Genomic DNA, 13,328 nt, shown 5'->3' with positions numbered 1-13,328 from the left:
TACTTGCATACCGTTCGGTATCCAGATACTCATCGGTATTCGGAGAGTCCTCATGCTGTACCTCGACAACCTGACCAAGGTCTATCGCCGTGGGGTGCGCGCCAACGACGGCATCAGCCTGGCGGTGGCCGGCGGTGAACTCCTCGGCCTGCTCGGACACAACGGCGCCGGCAAGACCACCCTGCTGAACCAGGTCGTCGGCCTGGCTCGACCGACCGGCGGCACGATTACCCTGCTCGGCCGCGACCCGGTCGCCGAACCCGCCTGGGCGCGCTCGGTCTGCTCGTTCCAGCCGCAGGCCCACGCCCCACTCACCGGTGTCACCGTCCGCCAGGCGATCGAGAGCATCGGCAGAATCCGCGGTGGCCACGGCCGGGCGGTGCGACGCCGGACCACCGAACTGCTCGCCGCCCTGGACATCGAGCAGTGGGCGGACCAGCCCGGCGAACGCCTCTCCGGCGGGGTGCGGCGACTCACCGCGTTCTGCATGGCGGTCGTCCAGCCGGGCCGGCTGGTCATGTTGGACGAACCCACCAACGACGTGGACCCGGCCCGCCGGCGCCTGCTCCGGGCGCAGGTTCGGGAACTGGCCGCGGCGGGGCACGGAGTCGTCCTGGTCACCCACAACATCGCCGAGGCCGAACGGGTGATCGACACGGTGGTGATCCTCGACCGCGGCCGGGTCACCGCCACCGGCCCGCCGGCCGCGCTGGCCCCGGACCGACAGCTGCGCCTGGAGGTGAGCGGGACCGCCGCACCGACGGTGCCCGCCTGGGCGCTGCGCACCAGCCGGGCGGGCGACCGGCTCACCATCACCCTCGCCGCCGAGCACGCGCAGCTCGCGGTGGCCTGGGCGGCGTCAGTGACCAGCCGCTTCTCGCTCAACCCCGTCGGCCTCGAAGAGTTCTACCTCACCCTGACCGCGAACCCGGAGTAACCCTGATGCGACACTGGTTCCGTAGCTACCTGCTCCTGCTGCGCTGGTCGGCGATCCGGCTGCGCTACCTGCTCTCGCTGGTGCTGGTCGTCCAGATCTTCCTCTCGGTGGGGATCGTCCTCGGGTTCGCGTTCCTGCTGCCGCAGATCGACCCGGCCACCGCGCGTTACCTCGCCACCGGGGCGCCGACCCTGGGCCTGATCACGATCGGCATGGTGATGGCACCGCAACTGGTCGCCACCGCGAAGACCGAGGGCACCTTCACCTACCACCAGACACTGCCCGTACCGCGGACCGCGGTGGTGCTCTCGGAGGTCACCACCTGGTTGGTCGTCGGGGCGCCGGGACTACTCCTCGGGCTGCTGGTCGCGGAGCTGCGTTTCGATCTCACCCTGCGGGTGAGCTGGCTGGCCGTACCCGCCGCGGTTCTGGTCGCGCTCGCCGCGACCACCGTCGGCCTCGCGATCGCCTACGCGGCCCCGCCACCGGTGACGAACATGGTCACCCAGCTCATCGTCTTCATCGCGTTGATGTTCTCGCCGATCAACTTCCCCGCCGACCGGCTCCCGGAGTGGCTGCAGACGATCCACCAGGTGCTGCCGTTCCAGCACATGGCGCAGGTGGTCCGCGACTCCCTCACCGCCGGCCCGGCGGGCGTTTCGGCCGGGCCGTACGCGGTCCTGGCCGCGTGGTGCGTCCTCGGCCTCGCCGCCACCCTGCACATCATGACCCGACGCGACTGAGCCGACCCGCCGCCGACCCCGCCTGGGCCGGGGGCAGATCAGGGGTCGTATCCGCAGGAGGTTGACCTCGAACTCGGCGAAGGTGGCCAGAGTGTTGATCACAAAAGCTTCGGGAAGGCGGGGATGGTTCCGGGAGCCCGCGCGAGACGTGCGGGCTCCCGCGTTCGTGGGTCAGCCGAGAAAGGCCATCAGGTGCGCGACGACGGCCGCTGGTTGTTCGTCGAGGAAGTAGTGGCCGGTGTCCTCGATCTGCGCCAACTGGAGGTTGGTCGCCTGCTGGCTGAGGACCGCGGCGAAGCTGGGGTAGAACGCCGGGGACGCCAGGCCCAGGGTCGGTGTGGCGATCTGCCCGTACGCCTCGTTGTCGATGATGTCCTGACCGAACGTCTGGTACCAGCCGTTGCCACCCCGGATTGCGTCCGGTGTTGCGTACGCGTGGGCGAAGATGGCGCGGTCGGCGGCACTGATCGCATCCTGGTTCACCAGGAAACTGTCGAACATCCAGTCGATGAGGATGCGGGAGCGGCCGGTGACGAGGCGTTCGGGCAGGCCGTTCACCTGGTTGAAGGCCCACCACCACGGGTGGAACCCCGCGCCCGGTACGGGCAGCATGCGGGCCTCGTAGTATCCGCTGTCGGGGTGGGTGACATCCAGCATCACGAGTTTGTCCACGGCCTGGGGCGTGTTCACCGCGAGGCTGAAGGCCACCATGGCCCCGATGTCGTGGCCGGCGACATGTGCCTTGGTGTATCCGAGTGCGGTAATCAAACCCGCGATGTCGGCCGCCATCGTCTTCTTGTCATAACCGGACTGAGGCTTGCCGGAATCGCCGCCGCCGCGTAGATCCACGGCAATAACACGATATTTTTTGGCAAGATCGGGCATAACGGCGCGATATTCCCACCATGTCTGCGGCCAGCCGTGCAGCAGAATCAGGGGCGCTCCGCTGCCGCCGGCGACGTAGTGCAGGCGTACGCCGTTGGTCTGTACGTACTCGCTGGTGAACGATCCGGGAAGACTGGCCGCGAGGCGGCTCGCCGATGGTCTTCTGCGAGCGTCTACTTCCGATGGTGCAGCGTGTGCGCTGGTGCCGAGGGCCATTGTGGTCGCCGATCCGGCGCCGAGTCCGAGCAGCTTCCTTCTATCTAAATTGGGTAGTTCCATACGTGAATCTTATGTGCGTCGTGCTGTCGGCGTGCTTCTGATTCGGGCTGATCTTGATGCTGTTTTCGCCCACGTCAACAGGTATCAGTAGCGGCCGCGCCTGGCGCCGATCCAGCCGGGGCCGGGACGGCAGATCAGCACCGTGGGGGCGCCGTCCACCCGGGTCAGCACGAGGCTGGCCGGCTGGTCGCCGGTCAACCGCAGATCGCGGCGGAGCTGCTCCGGCTCGAGAGCCGAACCCCGCTTGCGGATCTCCACCCGGCCGACCCGCCGCTCGCGCAGCAGGGCACGGAGCCGCTTCAGCGAGAACGGCAGTACGTCGGTGATCTCCAGGCAGCGGGCGAAGGGGGTTGGGGTGGGAGTGTCGGCGTACAGGTAGGCGATCGTCGGGTCGGCGAGCGTGGCGTCGAGGGCGCCGGCCAGCTCGGCGACGAGGTGTGCGCGGATCACCGCCGGGTCCGGGTCGTAAACGTAGCGGCGGACCGGCCCGACCGGGGCCTCGGTGACGCGGGAGCTGGTCAGCTCGTGCGCCCTCGTGTGCTGCGTGGCGGGTCCGACCCGGCCGACGGGTTCGGTCGGCGGCTCTTCCCGCAGCACGGTCGCCCGGCGGGTCGCCGTCGCCAGCTCGCCGCACCACAGGGCGGCCTCGACCAGGTCGCCGTTGACGCTGACCCACTCCGCCTCCGCGCCGGGTGGGATCAGTGCGTGGTCCAGGCCGGGTGCCACCTTGACGACCGTCCGCGGCACCCGTTCGGCCAGCGAGAGTACGAAGTCCCACGGCGGGGAGTAGGCGTTCGGGTCGAAGATCCGTCGACCGGAGGCCCGGCGGGCGGGGTCACAGAAGACCCCGTCCACCCGGTGCAGATCGAAGGTGGTTGCGTCCCGGCGTTCGACGGTGAAGCGTTCGGCGAATCCGGTCGCCTCGGCGTTCGCGGTGGCGGTCGCGGCGGTGAGTGGGTCGGCCTCCACCCCGAACACCCGGATCCCGGCCCGGGCGGCGGCGAGCGCGTCCGCGCCGATTCCGCAGCCGAGGTCGGCCAGGGCGCGGACGCCGCTGGTGCGCAGCCGTTCGGCGCGTCGCCGCGCCACCACCTGGCGGGTGGCCTGCTCCAGACCGGCTCGGGTGAAGAACATGTCGGCCGCCACCGGACCGAACTTGCCCACCGCACGCCGGCGCAGCTCGGCCTGGGTCAGCGCCGCCGCGGCCAGGTCGGCCGGGAACCCGGCGGAGCGGAGCGCCGTCGCCGCGGCCAGCGGATCACCCCCGGCCAGCTCGGTGGCCGCCGTCAGCGCTGCCGACCCCGCGGGGGTACGCAGCCGTGCCAGCTGTCCCAGGTCCACCCCGTCATTCTTCCGGCTGGTCCGCGGGGGCCGGAGCCGGGGTGTTGCCGGGCGTGCGCCGGCCCACCTCACGTCGTACCGCGACGCGCTGGGGCGGTTGTTGGCACTCTCCTTGACGGAGTGCTAGCCGAGGAATAACCTGCGATTAGCACTCTCGAGGTGAGGGTGCCAACCTCCGGGCCCTGGTGCCCGGCAGGTTAACGCCAGGCGGACCGGCACCCGCGACGACGGCCCCGCCCGGTGGCATGTGGCAGATTGAGCTGGCCGGTTTGCCGGTCGGTAACGAAACCAAGTACCCCAGGAGGGTATGCCCGTGACTACCGCGACCAAGGTTGCGATCAAGCCGCTTGAGGACCGCATCGTGGTCCAGGCGAATGAGGCTGAGACCACCACGGCGTCGGGCATCGTGATTCCCGACACCGCCAAGGAGAAGCCGCAGGAGGGCACCGTCCTCGCTGTCGGCCCGGGCCGGATCGACGACAAGGGCAACCGCGTGCCGATCGACGTCAAGGTCGGCGACACCGTCCTCTACTCGAAGTACGGCGGCACCGAGGTCAAGTACGCCGGCGAGGAGTACCTGGTGCTCTCCGCCCGCGACGTCCTCGCGGTCATCGAGAAGTAGGTAACCGAGAGCAGTGTGGTCGCCCCGGTCCGGCTCGCCGGGCCGGGGCGACGACGCTTTGAAGGGACATTCATGGCGAAGATCCTGAGCTTCTCGGACGACGCTCGGCACCAGCTGGAGCACGGTGTCAACGCCCTCGCGGATGCGGTCAAGGTCACCCTCGGCCCCCGCGGGCGCAACGTCGTCCTGGACAAGAAATTTGGTGCGCCCACGATCACCAACGATGGCGTGACCATCGCCAAGGAGATCGAGCTCACCGACCCGCACGAGAACCTCGGTGCGCAGCTGGTCAAGGAGGTGGCGACCAAGACCAACGACGTCGCCGGCGACGGGACCACCACCGCCACCGTGCTGGCCCAGGCGTTGGTCCGGGAGGGCCTGCGCAACGTGGCGGCCGGCGCCAACCCGACCGGCCTCAAGCGGGGCATCGACGCGGCGGCCACCAAGGTCTCCGAGGCGTTGCTCGGCAAGGCCGTCGAGGTGTCGGACAAGGCGGCGATCGCGCACGTCGCGACCGTCTCCGCGCAGGACGCCACGATCGGTGAGCTCATCGCCGAGGCGATGGAGCGGGTCGGCCGCGACGGTGTCATCACCGTCGAGGAGGGCTCCACCCTCGCCACCGAGCTGGACGTGACCGAGGGTCTCCAGTTCGACAAGGGCTTCATCTCGCCCAACTTCGTCACTGACACGGAGGGGCAGGAGTCGGTCCTGGAGGACCCGTACATCCTCATCACCACGCAGAAGATCTCGGCGATCGAGGAGCTGCTGCCGCTGCTGGAGAAGGTCCTCCAGGAGAGCAAGCCGCTGTTGATCATCGCCGAGGACGTCGAGGGTCAGGCGCTGTCCACGCTGGTGGTCAACGCACTCCGTAAGACCATGAAGGTCTGCGCGGTGAAGGCTCCCGGCTTCGGTGACCGCCGCAAGGCGATGCTGCAGGACATGGCGATCCTGACCGGCGCCGAGCTGGTCGCCCCGGAGCTGGGCTACAAGCTTGACCAGGTCGGGCTGGAGGTGCTCGGCACCGCCCGCCGGGTGGTGGTCGACAAGGAGAACACCACCATCGTTGACGGCGGCGGCAAGGCCGCCGACGCCGCCGACCGGGTCGCGCAGATCCGCAAGGAGATCGAGGCTTCGGACTCCGAGTGGGACCGGGAGAAGCTCGCCGAGCGGCTGGCCAAGCTCTCCGGCGGCGTCGCCGTGATCCGGGCGGGCGCGGCGACCGAGGTCGAGATGAAGGAGCGCAAGCACCGCATCGAGGACGCCATCGCCGCCACCAAGGCCGCGGTCGAGGAGGGCACGGTGCCCGGCGGTGGCGCCGCCCTGGCCCAGGTCCTGCCGGCGCTCGACGGTGACCTCGGCCTCGTCGGGGACGAGAAGGTCGGCGTCTCGATCGTGCGCAAGGCGCTGGTCGAGCCGCTGCGCTGGATCGCCCAGAACGCTGGCCACGACGGCTATGTCGTGGTGCAGAAGGTCGTCGACAAGAACTGGGGTCACGGCCTCGACGCAGCGACGGGCGAGTACGTCGACCTGGCCAAGGCCGGCATCCTCGACCCGGTGAAGGTGACCCGCAACGCCGTCGTCAACGCCGCGTCGATCGCGGGCCTGCTGCTCACCACCGAGAGCCTCGTGGTGGAGAAGCCGCAGGAGCCGGAGCCGGCTGCGGCTGGCCACGGCCACGGTCACCAGCACGGCCCGGGTTTCTGACCCACGCCGGACGCTCGGTCGGGGCGCTTCGTCCACAGTGGCGACGCGCCCCGACGCGTCTTCCAGACTGCTTACGGAACGCTGACGTGGCTACCGGTGTGGACCGAGATCGGAAACACTGGTCCGCGTGACCAGTACGACCCGTCGCCACGCCGCTTCGGCCGGGGTGATCGCCGCTGCGGTGGCGATCGGCTCGGCGGAGCTTGTCGCGGTGTTGACCGGCCCCCGTTCCGCTCCGCTGGTAGCCGTCGGCGGGCTGGTGGTCGACACCGTGCCGGAGCCACTCAAACAGTTCGGCATCGCGCTCTTCGGCAGCTACGACAAGGTCGCCCTGTTGGTGGGTACGGCCCTGCTGCTGGCCGGCTTCGCCGCGCTGCTCGGCGTACTGTCCCGGCGGCACCTGGCGTACGGGCTGGCCGGTGTTACGGCGTTCACCGCGCTGGGGGCGTTCGCCGCCCTGACCCGGGCCGATGCGGACCTCGCCGCCGCCCTGCCGGCGCTGGCCGGGGGCAGCCTCGGTGGGTTGGTGCTCTGGGCGTTCATCCAGGGCCCGTTGGAGCTGGATCCATGGCCCTGGTCCGCCCCCACCCCACCGGCCGACTCCGGGGCGCCGGTGGCGGGGCCAGCTGACCGGGAGCAGGCCGCGGGTCCGAGTCCGGAGTCCCGGCGACGGTTCCTCACCGCGAGTGGGCTACTGCTCGGGGCGGCGTCGGCGGCCGGCGTCGGCGGCCGGTGGCTGAGCGGCCGGCGGGGAGTGTCGGCGGCCCGGGCGGCGGTCGTGCTACCGGCCCCGGCCTCGCCGGCTGCCGCGGTGCCGGCCGGAGCCGACCTGGACCTGGCCCAGCTCGCCTCCTACGTCACGCCCAGATCCAGCTTCTACCGGATCGACACCGCCCTGGTGGTGCCGCAGGTGGATCCGGCCACCTGGCGGTTGCGCATCCATGGCCGGGTCCGCAACCCGATCACCCTCAGCTTCGCCGACCTGCTGGCCCGGCCGCTGGTCGAGCGGTACGTCACATTGGCCTGTGTGTCGAATGAGGTCGGTGGTGACCTGATCGGCAACGCCCGCTGGTTGGGGGTGCCGTTGCGGGATCTGTTGGCCGAGGCGGAGCCGCTGGCGGGCGCGGATCAGGTCGTTGGGCGGTCGGTTGACGGCTGGACCTGCGGCACCCCCACGGCGGTGCTGCGGGACGGCCGGGACGCGTTGCTGGCGGTCGGCATGAACGGTGAGCCGCTGCCGGTCGAGCACGGCTTCCCGGTTCGGATGGTGGTGCCGGGCCTGTACGGCTACGTGTCGGCCTGTAAGTGGATCACCGAGCTGGAGTTGACCAGCTTCGCGGACTTCGACGCGTACTGGGTGCCGCGCGGCTGGTCGCCGCAGGGCCCGGTGAAGACCCAGTCGCGGATCGACACGCCCCGGCGGCGGAGTCGGCTGGTGGCGGGGGAGGTGGTGGTCGCCGGTGTCGCCTGGGCGCAGCACCGGGGGATCCGGCGGGTGGAGGTCCGGGTGGACGAGGGGCCCTGGCGGGAGGCGGACCTCGCGCCGACGGTCTCGGTGGATACCTGGGTGCAGTGGTCGTGGCGGTGGGACGCGACGCCGGGGGAGCACACGCTTCAGGTTCGGGCCACCGACGTGACCGGTGAGACGCAGACCGGCCGGAGCGCGCCGGTGGCTCCGGACGGCGCTACCGGTTGGCACACGGTGCGCGTCACGGTTGGCTGACCCGCCGGTACGCCGTCTCGCCAACGTCATCTACCGACGAATCCTCAGAGATCAGAAACAAACACACCCAGCGGCCACTTGACAGACAGAGGCGCCTGCATCCCGAACAGCGGCTTGGACTTCGCCACAAATCGCTCCAACGCCCGTTCAGCTGTTTGTCACCTCGCGCCCGTAAGCCGGCGGGGCGACGGTGCGCCCCGGCGGAGGGTCGGCCGGTCACACCGTGTCGACGGTCGGCACCCGACGCTCGTCCGGTGCCGCGTCGGACTTGTCGAGGTGCATGATGTGACCGGTGGCGGTGAACGTCTCGTTGCCGACCAGCGGGCCGGTCCGGGTCTGCGTGACGGTGAACCCCTCGCTGGCGTAGAGCGCCTCGGCGGCCGGGTTACCGTCGAGCACGGTGACCTCGACCCGGGGCCCGGCTGCGGCGACCGCGTAGCACAGCAGCGCCCTGCCGATTCCCTGCCGGTAGTGTTGCGGGTCGACGTACAGCCAGGTTACTTCGTCGTCGTCGAGTGCGACGAAGCCGGCTACGCTGCCACCGGCCTCCGCCACCCACAGGTGCCCGTCGAAAAGCCCTTCTCCCTCGGCGGTCTGCGCAAGGGTCAGGAAAGCCTCAACCCCGGCGGATCCGCGTAACTCGTCACGTCGCGCGGCGTCGTGAATGCGCGCGATCGCATCCCAGTCGTCGTTGGTGTAGGGCCGAATCTCGATCTCCACCTGCGGCATGTCGGTAATCTTTACCGCCCCTTTCGACCGACGCAACACATTAACCGCCCAGGTGATGCCGGCATCGGCACGCGACAGGATCGGCGGTGTCCTCCACTACGTTCACCGGACAAATCCGTCGTGAACATAGTGGAAACCATCACTGCGACGATCATCGACCCTTGTGTCTCCGTAGGTCGGCCATATCCGTTGGTTTTCCGCCAGGACTGCGGGGCGCCCCCCAGATTGAGGACCATTGCAACATTGATTTGCGGTGCGGCCGCGGTCAACCTCAAAAAGAGTTCGGCAAGCAATCAAGGATACTTACCGGGCCAGATCCGAGGAGTGCTGTGCCGCGGCGGCAACTCCCGCGAAGCGCGTTCTACCGGGCTGCGGGGTGGATCGCTACCGATGGTGGCACCCGGCCGCCATCGTCGGGTACTACCGCTGGACCTCGCTGCAGGAGATTGACCACGGATGGGACAGCCGCCACGACTGGGCCACCCCTGGCCGGCGACAGCCCCGACCCCTAACTGTGTGGCCAGCCCGCGCCAACACCGCCTCACGCCTGATGTCACTGACATCCGGCGCGACCACTGACATTTAGCTGGCGCGCAACAGTTCGCGGGGTTGACGGCGCCGTGCGGGGGAAAGCTCAGCTGCCGGTGGAGGGCCCGGAGCCGGGCCCGGGTGTGTCGACGGTCCGGTTGGCGCGCCCTCCCGGTGGTTCAGCTGAGAAGGGAGCCCAGCTATGTCGCCTCAGTCACAGTGCCCAGCCTGCGGTGCCCGGGTCGGTGTGAGGCCGGGCAGCTCTTGCCCACCACACACGGCGATGGGCGGCCGGGGCGACTGCCCCGGAACCCGCCAGCCCACGAAGTAGTAACGGCGCTCGCTTCGGCGCAACCCTTGAGCCGGGCGGACGCCCGAAACGGCGGACGTTCACGGCGGAGTGCAAACAACGACGCATCGCGGCTGGGTCCTGGAGCGGCGAGCCGCCCGCCACGCGGGTGCGTTGACCGCACCGGGCTCTGGTGAGAGTCCGGTCGGAGAGAACCGGCGCCGCAGCGCCGCCACCTCACCCGTGGCGGCGCCGCAGCGCCGCCACCTCACCCGTGGCGGCGCTGCAGCGCCGCCACCTCACCCCGGCGGCCACCACGCCCAGGGCCAACCCCCGACCCCCCGCCCCGGTCACTCGCCGCCAACCGCGCCAGCGCCTCGGTGTGGCCCGGTTGATCGTGTTGCCTGTCCATCTGGTCGTCCCCCAGGAACGGTAACCCCGGACAACTTGCGGCAAATACCCCAACTGTCGGAAAAGTTCGAAGGATTGGCGGGAACCCCCTCCCGACCGGACTCCGTCATGGTCTGCTCGTTGACGGAGAGGAGACCACTGTGCGTACGGTTCTCGTGTGCGTTCGGACGCCCTTGGCGGCGCAACACCTGACCTCCGCCGCGGCGCGGCTGGGGCTGTCTGGGGCGGTGCGGACTGCCGTCTCCGACCCGGAGGTGATGCTGCGTCTCGCTGAACGCCCCGCCGATGTGGTGCTCGTTGATACGGCGCTGACCCGGCCAGACAGTGCGGGGTTCGTTCGCCGGGTCCTGGCCCGGGCACCGCAGGCGGCGGTGGTGCTGCTGGGAGTCGAGGAGTCCGAGTCGGCGGCGGCGACGATCAGCGCGGGTGCCCGTGGGCTGATTCAGGGCGCCGACCACGACCTCACCAGCTCGGTGGCGAAGGCGCTGCTGCTGCTCTCCGCCCCCGGGCGGGCCAACCGCCACCGGGTCGATCCGGCCCGGGACGCGGCTTCGGTGGGCGGGTCGGCCCGCGCTACTCCCGGTGGCCGGGCTCCTGCTGACCCACCGTCGGGGTGGCCGGCCGGGGCCGCCGAGGGGGCCGGTGGGGGGCCCACGGTCGTACCGGTGCAGCGCGGCGACGATCCCGCCGACCCGGCGGGTGAGCCCGCGGCGGTGCCCGCCGGCGCCCCAGCTCGGGAGTCGCGGCCCGGGGTCGGGCTGACCGAGCGGGAGCTACAGGTGCTCCTGGGGATGGCCGAGGGCAAGAGCAACGCCGAGATCGGCCGGGAGTTGTTCGTCTCCGAGGACACGGTGAAGACCCACGCCCGACGACTCTTCCGCAAGCTTGGCGCCCGGGACCGTGCCCACGCCGTCGCCGCCGGCTTCCGCGCCGGACTGGTCGCCTGATGGATCAGCGGTTGGAGTCCGGCTCCTCGTCGGTGCCGTCGCTGAGGGTGTCGTGCACCCCGTCGGCGTACCCGCGGGCGTAGTCCCAGGTCACGTAGTGATCCGGATCGGGGTCGTACGCCGGCTCGTGCACCCGGGGGTGCCCGGAGCTGAGTAGGTGGCGCAGGTTGCCACGAAGTAGATCCCAGTCGAAGTAGTGTGGCTCCCGGCAGTCCTCGCACTTGATCACCAGGCCGCGTACGCCGATCGGCGCCAGCAGTGCCTGGTAGATCTCCAGGTCGGCCAGGTCCTCCAGCACCTCCTGCCGCTCGGCGTCGCTCAGTGGGTCGAGCTCAGCGTCGCCGGAACCGGGCTGGCCCGCCACCGGGTCGGCTGGCTCTCCGTTGAAGGGATCGATGGGCTCGTCGTGCACCCCCTCACCGTAGACCCAACGCTCGTTCGCCGCCCGCCCTGGGCCGACGTGACCTGCCCGCCCTGGGCATACGTGACCTGCCCGCCGGCAGCAGGGGCGCGGCCAGTCGATGGGTACGATGGGCGAAGCGCCGCTACCCGGTTTCTGCCGGTGCCCGCCCGCGCCACCTCGCTGAAGCCCGTTCGAGCAGCTCAGGGGAGCAATCGTGGAAAATTCGCCCAGCACCGTTCAACCGACCGACGCCGAAAGCGGTGAGCTGGGCGGTCACCTACCGGAGCTGCCCGCCGGTTCGGCGCGGGTGGTTCCCCTCGGTCTGACCTTCGACGATGTGCTGCTCCAGCCGGGCGAGTCGGATGTCGTGCCGAGCCGGGTGAACACCCGCACGAAGCTGACCCGCACCATCGAGCTGAACATCCCACTGCTGTCCAGCGCGATGGACACGGTGACAGAGGGCCGGATGGCGATCGCCATGGCCCGCCAGGGCGGAATCGGCGTGCTCCACCGCAATCTCTCGGTGGAGGACCAGGCGCTCCAGGTCGATCTGGTGAAGCGCTCCGAGTCGGGCATGATCACCAATCCGGTGACCGCGGGCCCGCGCGACACCCTCAAGGACGTGGACACGCTCTGTGGGCAGTACCGGATCTCCGGGGTGCCGGTGGTGGACGGCGACGGGCAACTGGTCGGCATCGTCACCAACCGCGACATGCGCTTCGTCTCCGACCCGGCCACGCCGGTCCGCGAGATCATGACCCGGACCCCGCTGGTCACCGCCCCGGTCGGCGTCAGCAAGGAGGACGCGCTCGGCCTGCTGCGGCAGCACAAGGTCGAGAAGCTGCCGATCGTTGACGGCAGCGGCAAGCTGCGTGGCCTGATCACCGTCAAGGACTTCACCAAGAGCGAGCAGTACCCGAACGCCACCAAGGACTCCGCCGGCCGGCTTCGCGTCGCCGCCGCCGTCGGCGTGGGCGAGGACGCGTACAAGCGGTCCCGTGCCCTGGTGGACGCCGGCGTGGACGTACTGATCGTGGACACCGCGCACGGCCACCAGCGGGCGGTGCTGGAGATGGTCGCCCGGATCAAGAAGGACGTCCGGGTCGATGTCGTCGGCGGTAACGTCGCCACGTACGCGGGGGCGAAGGCGCTCGTCGAGGCCGGTGTGGACGGGGTCAAGGTGGGGGTCGGGCCGGGGGCGATCTGCACGACGCGGATCGTGGCCGGCGTCGGTGTGCCGCAGGTGACCGCGATCATGGAAGCGGCCCGGGCGGCCCGACCGGCCGGCGTTCCGGTCATCGGGGACGGTGGCATCCAGTACTCCGGCGACATCGCCAAGGCGCTGGTGGCCGGTGCCGATACGGTGATGCTGGGCGGCCTGCTCGCCGGCTGCGCGGAGAGCCCCGGCGAGCTGATCTTCATCAACGGCAAGCAGTACAAGGCATACCGGGGGATGGGCTCGCTGGGCGCGATGCAGTCCCGGGGCCAGGTCCGGTCGTACTCGAAGGACCGCTACTTCCAGGAGGATGTCACCAGCGACGAGAAGCTCGTCCCCGAGGGCGTCGAAGGTCAGGTGCCGTACCGTGGCCCGCTCGCCCAGGTCGCCCATCAGCTGGTCGGCGGGTTGCGCCTGGCGATGGGGTACGCCGGCGCGGAGAGCGTTGCCGAGCTGCACCAGCGCGGACAGCTCATTCGGATCACCGCGGCCGGGCTCAAGGAGAGCCACCCGCACGACATCCAGATGGTCGCTGAGGCACCCAACTACCAAACCCGCTGACCCCACCACC

General features: G+C 70.2%; 10 protein-coding genes and 1 pseudogene. 7 read left to right on the top strand and 4 right to left on the bottom strand.

Annotated features, from left to right (window positions below):
• The first annotated feature begins 52 nt into the window (after nucleotides 1–52).
• Both H0524_RS04085 and H0524_RS04080 read left to right on the top strand, forming a co-directional pair.
• A pseudogene (locus H0524_RS04085) lies at nucleotides 53–962 on the top strand (ABC transporter ATP-binding protein).
• Nucleotides 943–1,680, top strand: coding sequence for an ABC transporter permease (locus H0524_RS04080; protein WP_180197437.1), 738 nt, complete (start codon nucleotides 943–945; stop codon nucleotides 1,678–1,680). Before H0524_RS04085 ends, H0524_RS04080 begins: the two are co-directional and overlap by 20 nt.
• 171 nt (nucleotides 1,681–1,851) lie before the next feature.
• Here H0524_RS04080 and H0524_RS04075 read toward each other — a convergent pair whose 3' ends face one another.
• Both H0524_RS04075 and H0524_RS04070 read right to left on the bottom strand, forming a co-directional pair.
• Nucleotides 1,852–2,781, bottom strand: a complete 930-nt coding sequence (locus H0524_RS04075) for an alpha/beta fold hydrolase (protein WP_255435762.1) — start codon at nucleotides 2,779–2,781, stop codon at nucleotides 1,852–1,854.
• Between the two features lie 147 nt (nucleotides 2,782–2,928).
• Nucleotides 2,929–4,185, bottom strand: coding sequence for a methyltransferase domain-containing protein (locus H0524_RS04070; protein WP_180197435.1), 1,257 nt, complete (start codon nucleotides 4,183–4,185; stop codon nucleotides 2,929–2,931).
• A 307-nt stretch (nucleotides 4,186–4,492) separates the two neighbouring features.
• Here H0524_RS04070 and groES point away from each other — a divergent pair, with 307 nt between their 5' ends.
• The 3 genes from groES (at nucleotide 4,493) to H0524_RS04055 (ending at nucleotide 8,234) form a co-directional block, all read left to right on the top strand.
• Nucleotides 4,493–4,807, top strand: coding sequence for a co-chaperone GroES (gene groES / locus H0524_RS04065; protein WP_018222648.1), 315 nt, complete (start codon nucleotides 4,493–4,495; stop codon nucleotides 4,805–4,807).
• Nucleotides 4,808–4,879: 72 nt separating this feature from the next.
• Nucleotides 4,880–6,511: a chaperonin GroEL gene (gene groL / locus H0524_RS04060; RefSeq protein ID WP_180197434.1), complete on the top strand. Its 1,632-nt coding sequence runs from the start codon at nucleotides 4,880–4,882 to the stop codon at nucleotides 6,509–6,511.
• Between the two features lie 127 nt (nucleotides 6,512–6,638).
• On the top strand, nucleotides 6,639–8,234 hold the full coding sequence (locus H0524_RS04055) for a molybdopterin-dependent oxidoreductase (protein ID WP_180197433.1): 1,596 nt from the start codon (nucleotides 6,639–6,641) through the stop codon (nucleotides 8,232–8,234).
• Nucleotides 8,235–8,450: 216 nt separating this feature from the next.
• Here H0524_RS04055 and H0524_RS04050 read toward each other — a convergent pair whose 3' ends face one another.
• The gene (locus H0524_RS04050; RefSeq protein ID WP_180197432.1) at nucleotides 8,451–8,963 is read right to left on the bottom strand and encodes a GNAT family N-acetyltransferase; all 513 of its coding nucleotides are present in this window, start codon (nucleotides 8,961–8,963) and stop codon (nucleotides 8,451–8,453) included.
• Between the two features lie 1,368 nt (nucleotides 8,964–10,331).
• Here H0524_RS04050 and H0524_RS04045 point away from each other — a divergent pair.
• The gene (locus H0524_RS04045) at nucleotides 10,332–11,138 is read left to right on the top strand and encodes a response regulator transcription factor (RefSeq protein WP_180197431.1); all 807 of its coding nucleotides are present in this window, start codon (nucleotides 10,332–10,334) and stop codon (nucleotides 11,136–11,138) included.
• Between the two features lie 4 nt (nucleotides 11,139–11,142).
• On the opposite strand, the gene H0524_RS04040 is transcribed toward H0524_RS04045, so the two are convergent.
• Nucleotides 11,143–11,550 carry a DUF5319 domain-containing protein gene (locus tag H0524_RS04040; RefSeq protein ID WP_180197430.1) on the bottom strand — a complete coding sequence of 136 codons (408 nt, stop codon included), beginning with the start codon at nucleotides 11,548–11,550 and terminating at the stop codon, nucleotides 11,143–11,145.
• A 205-nt stretch (nucleotides 11,551–11,755) separates the two neighbouring features.
• Between H0524_RS04040 and guaB the strand changes: the two genes are divergently transcribed.
• Nucleotides 11,756–13,318 carry an IMP dehydrogenase gene (guaB, locus tag H0524_RS04035; RefSeq protein WP_180197429.1) on the top strand — a complete coding sequence of 521 codons (1,563 nt, stop codon included), beginning with the start codon at nucleotides 11,756–11,758 and terminating at the stop codon, nucleotides 13,316–13,318.
• Nucleotides 13,319–13,328 lie beyond the last annotated feature (10 nt).

It is taken from the genome of Salinispora sp. H7-4 (assembly GCF_013416675.1).
GTDB classification, from domain to species: Bacteria; Actinomycetota; Actinomycetes; order Mycobacteriales; family Micromonosporaceae; genus Micromonospora; species Micromonospora vitiensis.
This window is presented reverse-complemented; position numbering and strand designations above follow the sequence as displayed.

Excerpts from the sequence above, each read along its gene's own strand:
- groL (WP_180197434.1), top strand. The coding sequence starts at position 4,880 with ATGGCGAAGATCCTGAGCTTCTCGGACGACGCTCGGCACCAGCTGGAG.
- H0524_RS04050 (WP_180197432.1), bottom strand. The coding sequence starts at position 8,963 with ATGCCGCAGGTGGAGATCGAGATTCGGCCCTACACCAACGACGACTGG.
- H0524_RS04080 (WP_180197437.1), top strand. The coding sequence starts at position 943 with ATGCGACACTGGTTCCGTAGCTACCTGCTCCTGCTGCGCTGGTCGGCG.
- groES (WP_018222648.1), top strand. The coding sequence starts at position 4,493 with ATGCCCGTGACTACCGCGACCAAGGTTGCGATCAAGCCGCTTGAGGAC.
- H0524_RS04075 (WP_255435762.1), bottom strand. The coding sequence starts at position 2,781 with ATGGCCCTCGGCACCAGCGCACACGCTGCACCATCGGAAGTAGACGCT.